Below are 14739 nucleotides of genomic sequence, written 5' to 3' on the forward strand. Positions count from 1 at the left end.
GTGGTCTTCTATCCGCATGGGCATAGTTGGGGATGACCTGCAGCTACTTCAAGTTTTCGAAGAGGAAACTGGACCCGAGCAGGTTGAACTCGACCTTCACCTGGAAGGAGCCGGGGTCTCAGGTCATTCCACTAATGCCCTGGCCTTCGCAACGTTCGTTGCACGGGTGGCAGAAGCTGTGAAGGAAACCGCAAAAGACATTGCTAGCTTTCCTCGATACAACGCCGGGCTGTTGATCGAAGGTGCCAGCCCCGGCTCGGTGAGAGTGGTTCTGAAGGCGCCGATACCTCCCACTTCCCAAGACCTGCCGCCTAAGACATCGGTGTCGTCAATTGACTCGGAAGCGCTCCGGAGAATTGCACGCGTTATGACATTGGCCTCCGAACCGGAGGACAAGACTCCCAATGATGAGCCGTTGGACGCCGCCATACAACAGCTGCCGATCAAAGCGCGGTCGAAGCTGAAGAGCGCCGCTGAGCAGGCAATCAAGACAAATTGGGAAATCGACGGCTCAATAAGGCAGCGCCATTTTGGTAGAGACCGTGTTGAACTTTCGCCCCACGGTGCAACCCGTCTACGTACAGCGCTACTCACGGCGCACGAAAAGTTCACAACGGAGCGAGCATTCGGAACGGTCGACGGCCTCAAGCATTCACTCGGCGTCATGTGGTTCAAACCGGAGATCGCTCCAAGGTCCTTTCCGGCAACAGTCGCCGATGACTCGCTGCTTTCGCGAGTGGCAGAGCTAGCTGCGGATCCGGAGCAAAGAGTTCTCGCTATTTTTGACACCTACGCGTCGTTTGCTGGCCCGGACGAATCAGTCGTGAAAAAGAGTCGACTCCTACGTTCCATCACACTCGTTTCGGTGCACGAGCAGGACGAGTTGCCGATAGAACACACTCCCTCATAAAAATGTCTGCTCAGGTTTGCTTGCCAGCTGACCGATCAGGTTTGTCCCGGACGAGTATCGGGACGCTGATAGCTTTAGGCGAAAGCTTGGACGCCATTCCGAGCGGGGCGCAATAGATGTGGGAAGCCAGAACAGTGACCGCGAGTTCCAAACGACCGTTAAGTTTTCGGCGACAACACCCTGACGTGGTCGATTCCGCCAATCCGGAGGCACTGTTCGGTGACCTCCCGAAGCTGCCACAGCGGGTAGCCCCACTCTGGGGTCACCAGACTGACCAACTACGCACATACTTTGATAAGCACAAGGAAACCGCTGACGTTGCCCTTGAGCTGCCAACGGGCTCCGGTAAGACTCTGGTTGGCATGCTGATTGCCGAGTGGCGCCGGCGCCATTTGCGTCAGCGCACCGTCTATGCATGCCCAACGGTGCAGCTGGCAAAACAAGCCGCCGAAAAGGCCGAGAACCAAGGAATCCGCGTTTCCCTGCTCATAGGAGGAGTCAAGGAATGGGACAGCCGACTGCTCCACTCATATGAAGCTGGCGATTCCATCGCTGTCACGACGTATTCGACGATTTTCAACTCGAATCCGAAAATAAGCGATGCCCAAACCCTCGTCTTTGACGACGCACACGCGGCAGAGAACTACGTCGCCGGAGCTTGGTCAATCACCGTAGACCGAGAAGAAAGCTTGTTCGATGGCATAGTCGAAGTCTTGCGTCCGAGCCTCGAAAAACACTTAATCGCACGTCTTTCCGGAAGCCACGGAGGGTCGAAGGGCGACACCGATGTTCACCTGGTGCCACCGTCTGCCGTCCTTCGACACGAGGCAGAGCTTGAGACGGCCTTTCGAGGCGCCCTCACGGAGGGACCGCGAAAATACGCACTCTCCATGGTATCGGGGCAACTGGCTGCATGCTGTTTGTACATCTCCGGCCGCTCTATCCTAATCCGTCCGATGGTGCCGCCAACTCTGGATCATGGCGCGTTCAGCGGGGCTGTCCAACGTATATACCTTTCGGCCACGCTCGGCGGTTCCGCTGAGATTGAACGTTCTTTTGGTCGGGCTAAGATCGCAAGAATCCCCGTGCCTGATGAATGGAATCGATCGGGTGGTGGACGACGATTCTTTGTCTTCCCGGAGTTGGCTGACCGGACGGGGGAACCTGGCCTTTCCGTCGGCGAGCTTGTGAACAGAATCATGGCCTAAGCGCCCAAGCGAGTCCTTCTGGGACAGTCTGACGACGGTGTAGAGGAACTCGCTGACATCCTCGAAGTCCCCAAAGATGCGCGATATTGGGTTCGCGACAAGCCCGCAGGGCGGGCTTTCAAGGATTTTGTCGCTGCAAAAACGGGAACACTGCTCGCCGCAAATCGCTATGACGGTATGGATCTGGCGAACGATGCTTGCCGGATGGAACTCATCGACGGATTGCCCTCAGTGATGCATGCACAAGACCAATTCCTGCTTTCCCGCGTACACGCCGGAGAAGTTCTGGCAGAACGCTTGCGGGCACGCATAGTGCAAGGAATGGGTAGATGTACGCGACACCCAAGACCAGCTAGCCAAGGCCTTCAACCTCGCCAAGCTGGCCCCGAAGAAAATTTAGGTCATACGCCTCGACCGCTCAAAAACAGTTCCTGACCTGCACCGATACAAGTCTCGAACCAGCTAACCGGGAAACTCCCGCTAGATCGCCGTGTTGGAAGCTACGCTCGCTCTCGTCCGCCCCGGAGCCGGGCCACCATCTACCGCTACCAAACAGCATGGAACCCGACTGACGACCCAGCGGCTAACTGCTGCATTCACCAGCCACCTCCATAAGAGACGTGATGTTCCTGCAGCATGGTTGTGTAGTTTTTCCTTATCTACAACCTCGAGTGGAAGCGGAATACCTTGACGCAAGCTGCAGCCCAGACGCGGGCCCGCACCAGGAACTGGCTTTGGCGATTGCACCGGAGCTTGTCAGCTTCACAAGACTGATGAAGGGTTGGTGAGATGCATCCTCTTGTCACCCGTTATTGGTAAGTGGGCTTAGTTTATTCGTGTAGTGTTGTTGATATCGCCGAGGACGTGAGACATCCGAGGCTGAGAGTCGACGGATCTTGAAGCAGTCCGGCGCACTTCTCCTGTCGTGGAGACGCAGGAGGCTATTACGCCCTGGCGGTGCAGTTATCGCACCCCGGGGCTTATTCTCTTAAACGGCCGGAACCTTACCGACTGCTGGGCTCTGGCTGGTAAAGCGACGGAGGCGGTCCGAATAGGCCCTGGTACGGGTCAAGTACCCCGTCCAGTACGGCCTTCACTTCCTGCCGGGCAAGTGGCCCAACTCCAAACTCGGGTAACCCAAAAGCCGAGCGTGGGATCGGTAATCCCACCCCGGAGCACTCGCATCATTCACCGGCGTGGCCGCCCTGGGGAGGGCGTGATGGTTCAGCCGTTGGCGAGGACGGTGTTGACAAGTTTTGACCAGTTCACCCGTAATCGCGGCTCCGATTTTGCCGGCTGTGGCCAACTCCAAAAACAGTGAACGGCACCCCAAGCGGGGAGCCGTTCACCAAATCACCGTCAGCAGGGAACCACTACCGGGAGCCAACGATCATTTCGTGATCGTGATGCAGAGGACCATGAGGACCTCGCTTTGTTCCCCATTCAGCAATCGGAGAGCTGGGGCCGACATATTTGAGCGGGGGCGATTGGTATCGAGACATCGCCAAACGTAATTGGAACCCCTCCGACCTTGCTCGTAGTTGCGAACGGTGACGCGTAGTGTTTGCCCTGCCGCCCCAGAGGTGGCTCAAACAGAACGCAGCGACACCCGTCTCAGGCGAGGCAGAAAACCCATCCGCCCACCCTCACCTCATATCGTCAAACGCCACGTCGGCGATAGCAGCCGCGTGGACTGATGCGCAATCGACCACAGGGAAACCCGGTTCATGATTGCCAAAAGCAAGGACGAGGTCAGTTCCGGCAAGGAGGATTGCCTGGGCGCCTCCTTGGCTCACCATTTCCTGGCCCGCGTCGACGAAGACGGCACGCTGCTGGTCGGTGCACACACCGCTTTGAGCCATCGAGACGTAAGCGTCGTGTACAGCACCGATGGTGTGAGCATCCGGTGCAAGCACCTCTACACCGCGGAGCGAGCCGAAGAGTCTCGACTCCATCACGCCTTGGGTCCCCAGGAGGGCCACGGTCCGGTACCGGCGGGCAGCGACCTCATCCTCTACAGATTTCAGCAAGTTGATCACCGGAACCGGGGAGACGGCCGCAAACTCGTCGATGCAGAAATGACCAGCGATGGAGGTCACCGCAACAGCACGTGCGCCAGCAGCCTGGAGACGACGGGTCAGCCTCTCATAGATCGCGACCTGAGCCCCGATCTGACCCCCTTCCTGATTTCGCAGCAGGGTCGACGTGTCCGCATGGGCCATCGTCAGTTCAAGGGCGACACCCAGATCTGCCATGCGATGAATCAACGACCGATAGTAGAAGTCAGTGGCTGCGGGACCGATGCCCACAATCAATCCGATATGCATGACCCACATCCTGCCATAGTCGCCGCGGGCTCACTGCCGGTCGAGTCGGGGCGGATACACCGCTATTTTCCAGTCCCTTGCCCTCCGGGATTACATATTAAGGTCCTCAAGGTTGAGACTGTTTGCATTTGGTTTTCTCCTAAAAACGGAGTCGGTTAGAACATCCAGTTGAGCGCGACGCCGTCGCCTGACTTGTGGGCTTGTGGGCTTCGACGCTGCAGCCCATGCCGCGTTTTCTTACCTCAGGAAAGGCGGACATGTCACTTTCGATCACTTTGCGTCTTGTGCCGTTCAGAACCGTCCGGTCCCCCGCTACTCATTCTTGATTTGTGACTGTTCAGCAGGATTCGAAGAAGCGTTGGAGGACGCGTTGGCCAAAGTTCAGGGCGGCTGTGGGGACGCGCTCGTCAACGCCGTGGAACATGGCTGGGAAGTCGAAGGAGCTGGGCAGTTGTAATGGTACGAATCCGTAGCATTTGATGCCCAGGCGGGCGAAGTGTTTGGCGTCGGTACCGATGGGCAGGCAGGTCGGCACGGTGATGCTCTGCGGATCTTCTGCGGCGAGGGCGCGGGTTATTGCTTCGGGGATGGGCCCAGTGAAAGGGGTTTCGAGGGCGCTGTTGTGGAAGACGGGTTGAACTTCGACGAGGTCCCCGAGCAGGTTTTCGATGTCTTGATAGAACTCGGTTTCAAAACCGGGTACGAAGCGTCCATCGATGAGCGCTTCGGCTCGGGGCGGGACGACATTGTGCTGCAGACCGGCGTGGATTTCGGTGGCGTTGTAGGTATTGCGCAGGGTCGGGACGAGTAATTTTGCCAGTGGACCGGTGCGGTGGAGTGCCGTCTCGGCGTCGTCAGTGTTATTCCATTTTTTGGCCGCGTCCACCAGCTCGGTCATGCTATTGCAGAGTTGAAGGCCGAAGTCGTGTCGGTCCAGGCGTTGGATGGCTTCGGAGAGTCGGACGATCGGGTTTTCTTTGTGCATCATCGAACCATGACCGCCGGGTCCGTGGGCCACGAGCCGGAGCCAGCCGATGCCTTTTTCCCCGGACTGCACCAGGTAAGCCCGCCGGTTGGGTGCGTACTCGTGGCTGAAACCGCCGGCCTCACCGATGGCCTCGGAGCAACCTTGAAACAGTTCCGCGTGCTCTTCGACCAACCATCGGGCTCCGGCTGCCCCGCCCAGTTCTTCATCGGCCACGAAGGCCAGAACGATATCCCTTCGCGGACGCCAGCCTCTGCCGAGGAGTTCACGCAGCGCCACCAATGTCATGGCGGCCATGTTTTTCATATCCACCGCACCTCGCCCCCAGACGCATCCGTCACGGATTTCACCGGAATAGGGGGGGACCCGCCATGTGCCGGGGACGGCCGGGACCACGTCCAGATGAATGTGCACCAACAGGGCCGGAGCCGTGCTGTCGGTTCCGGTAATGCGGGTAACGACGTTTGTCCGACGGGGCTGCTGCTCGAGCACTTGGACCTCGAGGGACATGTTCGACAGTTCTTCCGCAACACGCTCAGCAACGCCACGTTCCAATTCGCCAAGGGCTGAGGAGTCGTGCCGAATGAGCTCCGAACACAGCAGAGAAACTGCACTGCTGTCGTCCACATTGCTGTCATTCGCATGGCTGCGGGAAATCGGCATGTTGGGAGACGCGCTGGAAGATACGGTCATGGTGAAGCTGCTCCTTGCCTGAAGAAGAGTGAGAACATCGCCAGATATCTTCACTCTATTGACGATTGATTCACCATAGTTCACTATTGTGGCATGGAACTCAACCCCGCATATGCTCCTGAAGTGACCGTGGTCCGCGGCGTCGAGGACGAGACCGAACGAGCAATGACGGCTGCCGGAGCGCTGGTCCTGCAGCTGCGTCGGGAAGCCGGTTACAGCATCGGAGCCTTGGCTGCTGAGGCCAACCTCAGCCCCGGATTGTTGAGCCAGATTGAACGCGGGCAGGGCAACCCGTCACTGACGACTCTGATCAAACTCTCTCAGGCCCTGAAGGTTCCGGTTGGCCGTTTCTTCCACACCACTGATCAGGGAGGGGCGTTGGTCAAGCGCGATGCCCGACGACGCCTGGAGGTGGCTGAAGATAACCTCGTCTACGAGCTGCTGACCCCTAACATGCAGGGCCAGCTAGGCGTCCTGCGTGCTCAGATCGCCGCTGGTTGGGATAACAGGGACGCACCGTTCCAACACGCCGGAGAGGAATGCGTCACCGTCCTGCAGGGCCGCTTGTATGTGTGCGTCAATCGCGTTGGCTACGAACTCGATGAAGGCGATTCCCTGACCTATGACTCGTCGCTGCCGCACTGGTACCGCAACTCAACGACAACGGACGCAGTCCTGATCGGCGCTATGACACCCCCATCGTTCTGACCCGTCGGCCCCCGACAGCAGAGTCCCCTTGACCGAAAAGAGAGAATCAAATGACGTTTTCAATTGCTGCGCGCTGCCCCCAAAGCGGCATGGTCGGGGTGGCGGTTTCCACCGCGGTGCCCGCCGTCGGTGCTATTTGCGCTTTCGGGGCCCCGGGGTTCGGAGCGATAGCCACACAGTCGTGGGTCAACCCTTACCTGGGTATCGACGGCGTGGAGATGCTACGCCAAGGCATGAAGGCCGCCGAGGTGCTGGAGCAGCTGATCAGCCAGGATCCGGGCAGGGATGTGCGCCAGGTCGGAATCGTTGACGGCTATGGGAACACCGCAGCCTACTCGGGGTCAGCCTGCACTGCCTGGTTCGGAGACATAACAGGTCCGGGCTACAGCATCCAGGGCAACATGCTTACCGGTGGCGAAACTCTGGAGGCCATGAAGGAGAACTTCGAATCCAGTGGAACCGAGGATCTACCGGAGCGACTGCTGCAGGCTTTGGAGGCCGGACAATCCGCCGGCGGCGACAAACGAGGCCGGCAATCCGCAGCGCTGAAGGTGTACTCCATCGAGGAATACCCTTATCTGGACCTGCGCGTTGATGAGCATTCGGACCCGGTCCCCGAACTGCGTCGGGTCTTCGAAGTCGCACAGCGCCAGCTTGTGCCTTTCATCACCATGATGCCTACCCGCCACGACACCATCGGAGGCCATGACGAGGCAGTGGAGAAGTTCATCCTCCTCTCCCCCGAAGAACGAGCCCGGCGCAGCTAGAGCCAGGTAAACAAACTTTCACGTTCATTTTATTGAAACAATCGCGCTCAAAGTATTGACACCGGTTCGTGCGTCCCCGAATACTGATGGGAACGCAAAGGATCAAGCATCTCCCGCGTTGGAAACCAAACCGCCTCGTACCTTCCTGAAAGGCCCCTCCCATGGTTGAAACAAAACGGCGTCGGCGCCTGGCTCACCTGAGCATCCTCGCGGCCGCGCTCATGCTCGGCACGACATTGAGTGCCTGTCAGGGAGGCGCTATGGGCGGCGGCGGCAACGCTGCCAGCAATACCAGCGGACCCATCAAAATCGGGATGCTGCTGGACCAGACCGGGGAACTGAGCCTCGCAGGCCAGCCGATGCTCAAGTCAGCCCAGATGGCCATCGCCGACGTCAACGCTAAAGGAGGTGTCCTCGGTCGCAAACTAGCCCTGACCAGTTACGACCCGCAGTCGGACAACAGCAAGTACGCCCAATACGCGAACCAACTTGCCGGACAGGACAAAGTTGATGTCATCATGGGCGGCATCACCAGCGCCTCCCGCGAAGCGATCCGTCCGGTGACCGACCGTACAAAGACTCTCTACATGTACAACGAGCCCTATGAGGGCGGGGTGTGCGACAAAAACACCTTCCTCAACGGCGCAACACTGGATCAGACCATCTCCCCGCTGATCCCTTTCGGCATCAAAAAGTTCGGACCAAAGGTTTACGTCGTCGCAGCCGACTACAATTTCGGTCACGACGCCGCCAAGTGGGTGCAAAAACTGACCGCCAAAGCGGGGGGAACAGTGGTCAACACCGAATTCGTTCCCCTGAACGTCTCAGACTTCAACTCCATCATCAACCACATCCAGGCCGCGAAACCTGACATCGTCGCATCCATGCTGGTGGGCAGCAACCATGTCGCTTTCTACCGCGCTTACGCCGCCGCCGGGTTGAACCAAAGCACACCCATCCTCTCTGAAACTTTCGGACTGAGCGGCGAACAGGTCGTTTTGGCTCCGAAGGAAGCGCACAACATCTACGTCGCTGCTTCCTACTACGCCGCGCTGAACCGACCGGAAAACGTCGCCTTCAAGAAGCTGTGGCATCAGGCCAACGGCGCCGACTACCAGGAACCCACTGCCCAGGACGTTGACGTATGGAACGGCATCCACATGTATGCCGAAGCAGTAAAGAAGGCCGGCACGACGGATCGAACCAAGGTCATCGCGGCCCTTGAGAGCGGCATCACCTTTGATGGTCCAGGCGGCCCGGTCAGCGTTGACCCCAAAACACACCACACCATCTATGACGTGGAGATCGCCCAGACCAACACGAGCCACACTTTCGACATCGTCAAGACAACACCTCAGGTTCAGCCCACATGGGAGCAGTCAGTCTGCGATCTTCAGGCCAAGCCTGACGTCAATAAGCAGTTCACTCTGCCCTAACCGAGTCGACGGGAGCGGGCCCACGGGCCCGCTCCGCTAGGAGTTCTCATGGACATGTCCCAGGCAGCCGCCATCGTCCTATCTGTCGTGAACAGCATCGCACTGCTGGTCATCATCTCGGTTGGGTTGGCCGTCATTTTCGGCATGATGGGTTTGATCAACCTGGCCACCGGTGAGTTCCTCATGCTCGGTGCCTACATGACGGTGACGTTCTACCGTCTCGGGATGGGATTCTGGGTCGCCGCGATTCTGGGCTCATTATCCGTCGGCCTCTTCGGCATCATCATCGAACGATGCCTGATCCGGTTCCTCTACGGTCGCCTGGCGGCCATGATGCTCGCGACCTGGGGCCTGAGCCTGATCATGATCCAGGTCGTCACACTAATTTTCGGAACCAGCACGCAATCCCTGCCTACTCCCCTGGGGTCTTTTAAAATCGGCGGTTATTCCTTCTCCGACTATTCCGTGGTCGTCGACGTCGCCGCGCTGGCCATGCTGGGGCTCGTCTACGTGGTGTTCACCAAAACCCGGTACGGGACCATGGCCCGGGCCGCGACGCTTGACGCGACGATGGCCTCGGTCATCGGCATCGACGTGCGGCGGGTTAACATGCTCACCTTCGGTTTCGGAGCCGCTCTCTCCGGCCTCGGAGGAGCGCTGCTCTCAGCCCTGGCCGGCGTGGTACCGACCTTCGGACAGCAATACGTTGGCAACGCGTTCATGACCGTCATTTCCGGAGGCGCCGCCGTCCTAACCGGAACCGCCTCCGCCTCTGTACTGCTCGGAGGCGTCCAAGGCCTGGTGTCCAACGCCTCAACCGCGTTCTTCGGCTCCATCTCCTTGCTCCTGGTAGCCATAGTCCTCCTTCGCTTCATGCCCAACGGCATCAGCGGCAAATGGGGCCGCCGGTTCTAAACGGCACGGCACATACCTTCCACCCCACCCAGAGGCCACCATGAACCTACTGCTCGACAAAACCAGGACACTCCCCGGCCGCATCGGCCTGACCGTTCTCGCCGTCGTCGCCGCCCTCGCCGTCGCCGAGATCTCCTCACCCTTCCTCGCCCAGCAATGGGCGCTATGGATCATCTTCGGCCAACTGGCACTCAGCCTGACCTTCGTCTGGGGATACGGCGGCATCTTCAGCTTCGGGCAAGCGGCACTCTTCGGAATCGGCCTCTACAGCTACGGTGCTGCGTCAATCAACATTTCCCCCATCACCGGCGAAACGTATTCATCCCTCCTCATCGCCGGGCTCGTTGCCGGCCTGTTCGCACTCATCCTGGGCTACTTCATCTTCGGCATCATCACCCTGGCAGTGACACTTGTACTGCTGACCTTTATGTCCAGCACCGGTTCCCCCGATTACCACATCGGATCCGCCCTGCTCGGAGGGTACAACGGCATGAGCGGCATCCCTCCCCTAGGATCGCTGGCATCACCGCTGAACGCCGGATACCTGCTGATCTTTGTAGTCGCGCTGGCAGCCATCATCGTCTTCATCCTGGACCTTCTGCTGCGTCGGCCAATCGGACGCGCACTGGTGGCCGTCCGCGAGAACGAGCTGCGATCACAACTGCTTGGATATGACGTTCGGCGTGCACGTCTAAACGCCTTCGTCATCGGCGGGGTGATCGCCGGCCTCGCCGGCGGCGAATACGCAGCCTGGGGACAGTTCGCCAACCCCGCTGTGTTCAGCCTCCAACAAGCAGCCCTGGTCATCATCTGGGCCCTTGTCGGAGGACGACGGTCCCTCTTCGGCGCCTTCATCGGCACCATCGTCATCCAGGAAATCCAAAACGTGATGGGCGGCATAGGCGGGGAGCTCACACCCCTGGTACTGGGCGGAATATTGATTCTGGTCGTGCTCCTTGCACCCGAAGGAATCATGGCCGCCGTCTACGCCTTCCTCCAACGAATAGGGCTGCGAGTCGGGCGTCGGCCCATTGCCAGCCGCCCCACGGTGGCCACAGATGTCGAGGAACACCGGCCCAATAGCGCCGGAGAACTCCTCGCCACGGACGTCACAAAATCATTCGGTGGTGTCCATGCAGTCAAAACAGTGACAGCCGAGTTCCACCCAATGACCACCACAGCCCTGCTCGGGCCTAACGGCGCCGGTAAGAGCACCTTCTTCAGCCTCCTCGTCGGCCGCCACCAAGTCACGTCCGGCAAAATTCTCCTCAACGGCCGGGACATCACACGACTGCCCCCACACCGGCGCGCGCAACTGGGCTTGGGCATCAAAACCCAGGTACCCAGCGTGTACAACGAGATGACCGTCAGGGAAAACGTGTGGCTTGCCGCCTACGCCAAGAAACGTAACGTTGCTGAATCCGACGCGGTTACTGAATCAGTCCTCAAAGACTTCGGTATCACCGAACGCCAGGAAGCCTTGGTTGGAGACCTCGCCCACGGACAACGGCAATGGCTGGAAATCGCAATGGTCGTCGCCGGACACCCGGAAGTCGTCCTTCTCGATGAACCGACAGCCGGAATGACCCGCGATGAAACGAGCCGTACAGTCGATCTCGTCAAACAACTAGCCCACGGCGCAACAGTCGTCGTCGTGGAGCACGACATGGATTTCGTCCGTCAACTCGACTCCGACGTCGTCATGCTCCACCAAGGTGAAGTCTTCCGCCGCGGCACCATCGAAGAGCTCCGCCACGACGAACAGGTCCTCGACATCTACCTAGGCAGGGCGGTCACCAATGCTTCAGATACGTAACGTCTCCGCAGGATACGGCCGTACACCTGTGCTGCATAACATCACCGCCGACGTCAGCAACGGCCAATTGGTGGCCCTGCTCGGACGCAACGGAGTAGGAAAGACGACTCTCCTGCGCACCATCACCGGCGAAATCTCCGCAACCAGCGGAGAAATCCATATCTCCGGGAAGCCGGTGACGAAACTCAAAGCCCACGAACGAGCCCGCGCTGGGATAGCCTATGTCCCGCAGGGCCGACAAATTTTCTCCGACCTCACAGTCCTGGAAAACCTCCGCGTAGCAGGATACGCCTCCAAAAAATCCGGCTGGCAGGAAATAGTGGACGAACTGCTGGAACAGTTCCCGATCCTAAACGAAAAGAAAGATCAAAACGGAGGCTCACTCTCCGGCGGCCAACAACAAATCCTCGCCCTCGGCCGCGCCCTAGTCACGAAACCGGACCTGCTTCTCCTCGACGAGCCCTCCGAAGGCATCCAGCCCTCAATCGTGCAGCAAATCGCCAAAGAGATCAAAGACATCAACAAACGTCGAGGCATCACCGTCGTCATAGTCGAACAAAACCTAGAATTTGCCGCATCCGTCGCTGACGTCGCCTACGTCATGGATAAGGGTCAAATTGTACAAAAGCTGCAAACTGACCACCTGCTCGCCGACGTCTCACTCCAACACGAACTACTGGGAATTTAGGAGCATGTCCTCTAATGCTGCACTCTAGATGGCAACGACCGAGCTGTAAGTGAGGGTGAGCCTGTCGTACCGGCTGACCAGGGACCGCCATTGCTTGAGCGTGTTGAAGCTGGCGCTCGACCACGTTGGGTGTTTGTAGGCTTCATTGTCGTTGCGAAAATGTTCCTGGCTGTCCGGACTGCTCCGCAGACAGGTCACACTCCCCCACCAACACCCCCAGGCGTCCGAATAGGCTACTTCTCCTTGCCTGCGCATCTATAAGTGGATCATTGCTCATCTTTCAGTTGCTGATCCATTGGCCGGAAAGAAGGCGCCCCCAAGGGATGTCCGTTTTACAAATCGAAATAGGATCAGAGTCCTGAGTTTTCGTCAGTGGGATCGAGAGCACCATCATCGCCCTCGCTCATGAGCTCACCTTGGCATACTTTCCGCTGCCGTTCAGGGCTGCGTACAGCGTCTGCCGCGAAACGCCGAGATCCCGGGCCACCTTGGCTTTGGGCACGCCCTGGGCAATCCGCTCACGCGCCAGCTGGATCTGTTCCGGTGAAAGCTTCGGGACCCGGTCGTAGACACCGTTCCTCTTGGCAATGGCAATGCCCTCAGCCTGTCGCTCACGGATGGTCTTGCGCTCCAACTGCGCGATGGCAGCCAGGACCGTGAGCATGAACTCCCCTTGGGGCGTATCAGTATTCAGTGCCGGGTTGTCGATGAACTCCAACGCGACGCCCTTGGCTTTGAGCTGCTCAACGAGAGCGAGAAGGTCCGTCGTGGAACGTGCCAGACGGTCCGGTGACTTCACCCGAACCATGTCCCCGTCACGGACGTAAATGAGCATCTGCTGGAGCTGAGCTCTGTCGTCTGCGTTCTTGCCGCTGACTTTTTCGGAGAACAGTCTGTCCACAGGGCCAAGTGCTTCGAGCTGCCGTGCCTCGTTCTGGTCGGCGGCGCTAACCCGCACGTAACCAACCACCTGCCCCTTATGTCCAGCCACTCGTTTGACCCTCCATCAGTTATGTCTAAGCATAACCGAAACAGACCCTGATTGACGCATTTATGTAAGGATCTCAGTCTGTTCCATCGGGTACACCTGGGTGGACAGTCCATCGCCGCAAAACACTTAAGGCGGAGCTTCGTCATGGGTTGCTCGACTGCGTCTTTCAACTAACGGCGGATACACCGATCTGACTAGAAAGTTTCTATACATAGTTATGCGAATCGCCAGCGCAGAAAATTCGCCCACCTTCGTGTCATTTTCTGAAGGCGATTGAACGGAATGTCAGGAGTCCTCTGCACTCATAGCCCGCCGCTGGCGATCTCATGAACTGGCATGCTCGGCAAAGACTGTCCCACCTTAAAATGCTGGCCCTTCCCAGCCCTAACGCTCCCATGGCAGTGGGGCGAGAGCGGAAGTGTTGGGACAGGCGGCCAATGGCCGTTTCATTTCTGGCGGACAAATAGGGAAAGCCCCCTGGGAGGGGCTTTCGGCGGGTTGGACAGGTGATCTCTGGTGTTGGTCAGCGGTGATGCGCTCCTCCTCCCCGGGCGCTGTGCGCGCCCCTGCCGGTATCCGTAGTAGAAACTCTAATAAATGCCCCGGTGATCGTCCAGCGACTCGACCAAGAATTTCCGAAGGCCGACATGGCCCGCCTCCGCTCGGAGCGAAGTTCTGCTGGCCCTCGATGCACCCAGCCGCGACTACCAATCGCTCAGGCGTCTGAGCCGGCGCCATGCACTGGTCCGCGTGTGGTGACTGGCGCAGCCCTGCGGCGTGAGGGTACCGGCAGGCTTACCCTGCATTGCGGGCAACGGACGACGACGGGATATGCTGACCGGTCTGTCTGGTTGGTGTATGGTCTGATCGTTATGGAGATCACATCCGTCCTTTCGGCCATGCCCGCGACCCTCGGAACCCCTGCCTCTAGTGGTTCTCCCGGCGCGCGGGAGCGGATCATGGCGGCCGCTTACGATTTGTTTTCCCGGCGCGGGATCCGCGACGTGGGAATCAATGAACTCGTTTCACGGGCTGGGGTGGCCAAGGCCACGTTCTATGCCCACTTCCCCTCGAAGGATAACCTGGTCCTGGCCTTCCTGGAGCGCTGCCATCAGGTCTTTACCGTCGAGCAGATCATCCTCCAGTCTGTTACGCGTCGCTGTGGATGACCGCGGGTAGTCGTGTTGCTTGCCGATGGGCTTCCTCGGGCAGAATTTCGTTGTTTGTCTCTTGACGTGGTTCGTTGGCGGCGTCAGGCTGACGACAGCCCTTGATCTTAAAAGACGAACGACCCG

12 protein-coding genes are annotated in these 14739 nt (G+C 58.8%); 9 read left to right on the forward strand and 3 right to left on the reverse strand.

The window, feature by feature from the left end:
- Positions 1 to 910 (forward strand): hypothetical protein (locus IV498_RS15270; protein ID WP_269047952.1); only part of this gene is annotated, 910 nt, incomplete at its 5' end.
- Between the two features lie 185 nt (positions 911 to 1095).
- Positions 1096 to 2118 (forward strand): DEAD/DEAH box helicase, encoded by a 1023-nt coding sequence (locus IV498_RS15275; RefSeq protein WP_269047953.1) that lies wholly within the window; start codon positions 1096 to 1098, stop codon positions 2116 to 2118.
- A gap of 1646 nt (positions 2119 to 3764) precedes the next feature.
- Here IV498_RS15275 and IV498_RS15280 read toward each other — a convergent pair.
- Positions 3765 to 4445 carry an aspartate/glutamate racemase family protein gene (locus IV498_RS15280; RefSeq protein ID WP_269047954.1) on the reverse strand — a complete coding sequence of 227 codons (681 nt, stop codon included), beginning with the start codon at positions 4443 to 4445 and terminating at the stop codon, positions 3765 to 3767.
- Between the two features lie 337 nt (positions 4446 to 4782).
- On the reverse strand, positions 4783 to 6123 hold the full coding sequence (locus tag IV498_RS15285; RefSeq protein WP_269047955.1) for a M20/M25/M40 family metallo-hydrolase: 1341 nt from the start codon (positions 6121 to 6123) through the stop codon (positions 4783 to 4785).
- Between the two features lie 93 nt (positions 6124 to 6216).
- Between IV498_RS15285 and IV498_RS15290 the strand changes: the two genes are divergently transcribed.
- The 6 genes from IV498_RS15290 to urtE all read left to right on the forward strand — a co-directional run bounded on the left by IV498_RS15290 (position 6217) and on the right by urtE (position 12453).
- The gene (locus IV498_RS15290) at positions 6217 to 6831 is read left to right on the forward strand and encodes a helix-turn-helix domain-containing protein (protein ID WP_269047956.1); all 615 of its coding nucleotides are present in this window, start codon (positions 6217 to 6219) and stop codon (positions 6829 to 6831) included.
- A 50-nt stretch (positions 6832 to 6881) separates the two neighbouring features.
- Positions 6882 to 7598, forward strand: a complete 717-nt coding sequence (locus IV498_RS15295) for a DUF1028 domain-containing protein (RefSeq protein ID WP_269047957.1) — start codon at positions 6882 to 6884, stop codon at positions 7596 to 7598.
- Between the two features lie 161 nt (positions 7599 to 7759).
- Positions 7760 to 9034, forward strand: a complete 1275-nt coding sequence (locus IV498_RS15300) for an ABC transporter substrate-binding protein (protein WP_269047958.1) — start codon at positions 7760 to 7762, stop codon at positions 9032 to 9034.
- A 48-nt stretch (positions 9035 to 9082) separates the two neighbouring features.
- On the forward strand, positions 9083 to 9949 hold the full coding sequence (locus tag IV498_RS15305) for an ABC transporter permease subunit (RefSeq protein WP_269047959.1): 867 nt from the start codon (positions 9083 to 9085) through the stop codon (positions 9947 to 9949).
- Between the two features lie 40 nt (positions 9950 to 9989).
- Positions 9990 to 11765 carry a branched-chain amino acid ABC transporter ATP-binding protein/permease gene (locus IV498_RS15310; protein ID WP_269047960.1) on the forward strand — a complete coding sequence of 592 codons (1776 nt, stop codon included), beginning with the start codon at positions 9990 to 9992 and terminating at the stop codon, positions 11763 to 11765.
- Entirely contained in the window at positions 11749 to 12453 is a 705-nt protein-coding gene (urtE, locus tag IV498_RS15315) for an urea ABC transporter ATP-binding subunit UrtE (RefSeq protein WP_269047961.1), read from the forward strand. Before IV498_RS15310 ends, urtE begins: the two co-directional genes overlap by 17 nt.
- Before the next feature lie 403 nt (positions 12454 to 12856).
- On the opposite strand, the gene IV498_RS15320 is transcribed toward urtE, so the two are convergent.
- A complete protein-coding gene (locus tag IV498_RS15320) occupies positions 12857 to 13444 on the reverse strand; it encodes a recombinase family protein (RefSeq protein ID WP_269047962.1) in 588 nt (195 codons plus the stop codon).
- Positions 13445 to 14316: 872 nt separating this feature from the next.
- On the opposite strand from IV498_RS15320, the gene IV498_RS15325 reads away from it, so the two are divergent.
- Positions 14317 to 14613: a TetR/AcrR family transcriptional regulator gene (locus IV498_RS15325; RefSeq protein ID WP_330059720.1), complete on the forward strand. Its 297-nt coding sequence runs from the start codon at positions 14317 to 14319 to the stop codon at positions 14611 to 14613.
- Positions 14614 to 14739 lie beyond the last annotated feature (126 nt).

The organism is Paenarthrobacter sp. Z7-10 (assembly GCF_026932795.1).
Taxonomy (GTDB): domain Bacteria; phylum Actinomycetota; class Actinomycetes; order Actinomycetales; family Micrococcaceae; genus Arthrobacter_M.

What these genes read in the sequence shown, in the direction of transcription:
- IV498_RS15280 (WP_269047954.1), bottom strand. Translation starts at nt 4,445, where the DNA reads ATGCATATCGGATTGATTGTGGGCATCGGTCCCGCAGCCACTGACTTC.
- IV498_RS15285 (WP_269047955.1), bottom strand. Translation starts at nt 6,123, where the DNA reads ATGACCGTATCTTCCAGCGCGTCTCCCAACATGCCGATTTCCCGCAGC.
- IV498_RS15290 (WP_269047956.1), top strand. Translation starts at nt 6,217, where the DNA reads ATGGAACTCAACCCCGCATATGCTCCTGAAGTGACCGTGGTCCGCGGC.
- IV498_RS15295 (WP_269047957.1), top strand. Translation starts at nt 6,882, where the DNA reads ATGACGTTTTCAATTGCTGCGCGCTGCCCCCAAAGCGGCATGGTCGGG.
- IV498_RS15300 (WP_269047958.1), top strand. Translation starts at nt 7,760, where the DNA reads ATGGTTGAAACAAAACGGCGTCGGCGCCTGGCTCACCTGAGCATCCTC.
- IV498_RS15305 (WP_269047959.1), top strand. Translation starts at nt 9,083, where the DNA reads ATGGACATGTCCCAGGCAGCCGCCATCGTCCTATCTGTCGTGAACAGC.
- IV498_RS15310 (WP_269047960.1), top strand. Translation starts at nt 9,990, where the DNA reads ATGAACCTACTGCTCGACAAAACCAGGACACTCCCCGGCCGCATCGGC.
- urtE (WP_269047961.1), top strand. Translation starts at nt 11,749, where the DNA reads ATGCTTCAGATACGTAACGTCTCCGCAGGATACGGCCGTACACCTGTG.
- IV498_RS15325 (WP_330059720.1), top strand. Translation starts at nt 14,317, where the DNA reads ATGGAGATCACATCCGTCCTTTCGGCCATGCCCGCGACCCTCGGAACC.